Below are 4211 nucleotides of genomic sequence, written 5' to 3' on the forward strand. Positions count from 1 at the left end.
GGCCGTCACCCGCCACCACGAACGCGCGGGTCAGGTGACCACGCTAACGGTCACGGTTCGTCCCAAAGAAGGTGCGGCAACGGACGAGGAAGCCAGGCCCACTCCTGCGGCGGGGGTCCGCACTCCGTCTCAAACGGACCCACTCTGAACAATAGGACTGCCCATCCGCTGGCGGCGCAGCGCTCCGGTTTCTCCTCGCGCTTGTCACCGTCCCATGCACGCGAGCAGCCCTTCCCGCTGCTTCAACCCAAGGCTTCGCAGCAGGAAGGGCCACCTGACTGCAGGAGGCTCAGATTGAAACCGTTACGGAGGCTCTCGCGGTTCAGAGCACCCCGTACTTCGCGTAGACGTCTTTCAAATAGGCCCCCTTGAGCAACTCCTCGCGGGTCGCGCTCTCCCGGCGCACCTTCTCCATGGCCAGCCGGATGACCTCATCCTCCACGTCTTTGGGGATCACCACCACACCGTCATAATCCGCGAAGACGATGTCGCCCGGCGAAACCAGCACGTCGCCCACTTGGACCGTGCAGTTGTAGTCAATGACCAGGCTCCGGCCGGCGGAATCCACGGGACGCAGGCCGGTGCAGAAGACGGGGAAGCCCATCTTCATGATCTGAACGGCGTCACGGATGTAGCCGTCGATGATGGCCCCGACCGCGCCCCGGGCCCTGGCCGCCGTCGAAAGAAGCTCACCCCAGACGCCCGTCCGCTTGGACCCGTTCGTGCTCCAAACCGCCACCGAGTGGGGCGTCAGGCTGTCGATGGCTTCTATCTCCATCTCGTAGGGATCCCTGTTCTTTTCGTAAACATCCGCGCTCAGGATGGTGAAAGCCCGGCCGCAGATGACCATGCTGGGATCCAGGGGACGAAGGTCGGCCCGCATCACCCGGTCCCGCACCCCGACCTGATCCAAGGCGTCGCTGATGACAGCCGAGAAGAGGCGCTCCTTCATCTGGGCAAAAAGCGTGGCGTCGTTCTTGGGTTGATCCACGGATTCAGGTTCCCCCATTCATGCACACTGGCCGGGTTCCCGCCGGCCTCATAGGCCCCATTCTCCCCCGTCCCCAGCTTGGCCTGCCCCGTCTCGGGCCATGCCTGGGCTTTCGCTAGGGCGACGGGGCCGCTTCCCCACCCTGCCGAGGCGGGCCAGCGCGGCTACCGATGCGGTTTCATGAAGACAGGAATCCCCCATCGACGGGCACCAGCGCACCTTGGACGTAACTGGCCAGGTCGGACACCAGAAAAAGGGCCACCCGCGCCACCTCATCCGGGTCGCCCCAGCGGCCCAGGGGCAGCCGGCTTTGAAAATCGTAGCCCGTCTTCCACAGCCCCATTTTCAGCTTCCACAAGGCATCGTTGATCATCGCCTGGGTGCCCGGCGTGCGGATCGCCCCAGGCACGATGGCGTTCACCCGGAAACCCCGGCGCCCATAATCCCGCGCCAGGCCCCGGGTGAGGGCCAAAACCCCGGCCTTGCTCACGGTGTATGGGATCATGTCTTCCTTGAACGGGAGCACCGCCTCAATGGACGAGACGTTGACAATGACGCCGCCTTTCTTCATCCGACGACGGATGAAGCCCTGGCACATCCAGACGAGCGCCTCCAGGTTGACCGCCAGGATCTTTTCCAGCAAGGCGCGGTCCAGCTTGAGAAAGTCGACGGTGGGGTAAATGCCGGCGTTGTTGATCAGAGTGTCCGGCAGAGAGTCATCGTCAAAGCGCGCCCAGAGCTCCTCCACCTGGTCCCGGGAGCCCAGATCCACCACATGAGCCTGTATCGCTTCGGTGTAGCGACGGGCCTCTTCCGCCGCGCCCGCAAGCTGCTCGCCGTCTCGATCTACCAAGATCAGCCCCGCACCCGACGCGCCCAGACGAAGCGCCATCGCCTTGCCGATCCCCGATGCGGCACCGGTGATCAGAATCCGGCGGCCCGTCAGAGAGACCAGATCGACCGTTGCTTCCATCCCGCACTCTCCTCGCTCGCTCGCAGCTTATGAAGGATAGCGTGATGCCGATTTGTAGCTTTTCAGCCAGCGAGCAATATGCCGAGGAGGTTGCGACGCATGCGACCCGTTTCGGATCTCCTGGCGCGTGCACGCCGGGCCCTCATCTTGGTGGCTCTTGTCTTTCTGGGAGCCGGGTTCGTCGCGGCTCAATCCGGATCGACGTTCGGTGTCGGCGAGCCAGGCCCGGCAGGTCCTATCTTCTCGGGCCCCCAGCAGCAGCCCTTCCTGTGCGAGACGGAAGAGTCGGGGCTCGGGCCGCCGCTGGTCGACAACCTGGCCGGCATCGGCATGCCGGTCTTCGATAGTGAGGGGAACCTCCTGGGCTACAGCCAGTATTGCAGCGCCCCCATGCAGATCCGCTACTACTACCGATCCACTGACAGCTCATTCAAGCCCCTGGACGATCGGGCCGTCCGGCCGCCCGACCTGGCCCAAACCACCACCAGCGACGGGCTCACCGTCGATTACATCGTTCGGGTGGAGTTGGGGACCATCAACCGGTTCATCTACGGCATCGCGATGCTCGCCCCGTATGACGGTACCCCACACAACCCCAACCTGCCGCGGCCCTGGAACGGCAAGCTGCTTTACTACTTCGGCGGCGGCGTGGGCATCGGCAACCGCCAGGGCCGCTTCAACCTGGACAACCTTCTCTTGCATGAAGCCCTCTCTCAGGGCTGGGCGGTGGCCCACTCGACCGGCAACGTGACCAGCAACCACTACAACCTGGTGCTGGCCGAGGAGACCATGATGATGGTGAAGGACCACTTCATCGCCCGCTACGGGCGGCCCCGGTACACCGTGGGGCTCGGGGCCTCGGGCGGCGCCATCCAGCAGTACATCATCGCCCAGAACCACCCCGGGTTGCTGGATGGTCTCGTTCCGATCAGCTCCTACCCGGACATGATCACCCAGTCCATCTACGTCGGGGACTGCGAGCTCATGGAATACCTGCTGGACCACAGCGACGACCCCCGCTGGAGGAGCATGGTGGAACGGGAGGTCTTCGAAGGCCTGGCGGGCAACGAGGAGATGGGCGCCACCGCGTGCGCCGTGGCATGGCGGGGTCTCACCCAGCTCGCCATGAACCCCTACTTCCAGAAGCCCGACCTGATGGCCCGCCTGCAGGAGCTCTTCCCGGCCGAGCTCCTGGCGACGACCCGCTTCACCCACTGGAACGACCTGCGGAACATCTACGGCGTGGATGAGAACGGCTTCGCCCCCACCACCTGGGACAACGTCGGGGTGCAGTACGGCCTCAAGTCGCTCCAGGAGGGCCGCATCAGCAAGGAAGAGTTCTTTTGGATGAACGAGGTCATCGGGGGCTGGAAACGGGCTCAGGAGATGGCCGGGGTTTCCTTCCCCTACGACGTGGAAAACCAGCGGCGGGGCGAGCCCGGCCGGCCGAACCGGACTGAAGGGAACCTGGAGGCCATCCGCCGGGCCTACCTCTCAGGGCATGTCTTCATGGGCCATGTGGATGTGCCCATCCTCGACACTCGCCACTACCTGGATCCCGTTCTCGACATGCACCACTTCCTCCAGTCTTTCGCCGCCCGGGCCCGTATCAAAGCGGCTCGGGGCTCCACTGAAAACCACGTCATCTGGGTCGCCCACCGGGAGAGCCCCTTCCCCCTGTACTGGATGGCGGTTCAGGTGATGGACCAGTGGCTGGAGAACCTGGAGAGGCACCCCGAAAGGGGGGTAGCGGGCAACCGGCCGCCTGCTGCCATCGACTCCTGCTGGGATGCGGGCGGCAACCTCATTGCCAGCGGTAACGGGGTGTGGGACGAGGGCGGGGCCTGCCGAGAAGCCTTCCCCCCGTACGAGAACTCCCGCACTCTGGCAGGGATGCCCGTGGCAGGGAACGTGTTCAAGTGCCAGCTGATGCCTCTGGAGGAGGCTGTGGAGCGGGGTTACTACCCCACCGAGGGTCCCAACGCTTTCGGGCCCGAGGACATTGAGAGGCTCCGGGCCATCTTCCCGGACGGCGTCTGCGACTACACGTTGCCCGACGCGGGTCTGCCGCCTGAACTGGCCCGGTAAACCAACTCTCTGGCCCCCACTCGGGGGTAGGGGCATCGCCCGATGGGGTGACTCGGAGGTAGCCACATCGGGCGAGAGGCAAAGGCCAATGGCCTGGGAGAGGTGCGGTCAGGTCCTCTCTACCGCTCCAGGATGAACCGCCCGCCGGCGTAGTCGAAG

Annotated in this window: 3 protein-coding genes; 1 reads left to right on the forward strand and 2 read right to left on the reverse strand. The window is 64.8% G+C overall.

All coding sequences use genetic code 11. The features are described 5' to 3' along the window. Positions 1-322: 322 nt before the first annotated feature. Both FWJ67_RS10640 and FWJ67_RS10645 read right to left on the reverse strand, forming a co-directional pair. Entirely contained in the window at positions 323-991 is a 669-nt protein-coding gene (locus FWJ67_RS10640) for an RraA family protein (RefSeq protein WP_414482389.1), read from the reverse strand. A 178-nt stretch (positions 992-1169) separates the two neighbouring features. Then, complete coding sequence (locus FWJ67_RS10645; protein WP_414482390.1) at positions 1170-1964, reverse strand: SDR family NAD(P)-dependent oxidoreductase; 795 nt, start codon at positions 1962-1964, stop codon at positions 1170-1172. A gap of 99 nt (positions 1965-2063) precedes the next feature. On the opposite strand from FWJ67_RS10645, the gene FWJ67_RS10650 reads away from it, so the two are divergent. Next, entirely contained in the window at positions 2064-4052 is a 1989-nt protein-coding gene (locus FWJ67_RS10650; protein ID WP_414482805.1) for a DUF6351 family protein, read from the forward strand. Positions 4053-4211: the final 159 nt, after the last annotated feature.

The sequence above is a fragment of the Limnochorda sp. genome, from assembly GCF_047459355.1.
Taxonomy (GTDB): Bacteria; Bacillota; Limnochordia; order Limnochordales; family Limnochordaceae; genus Limnochorda.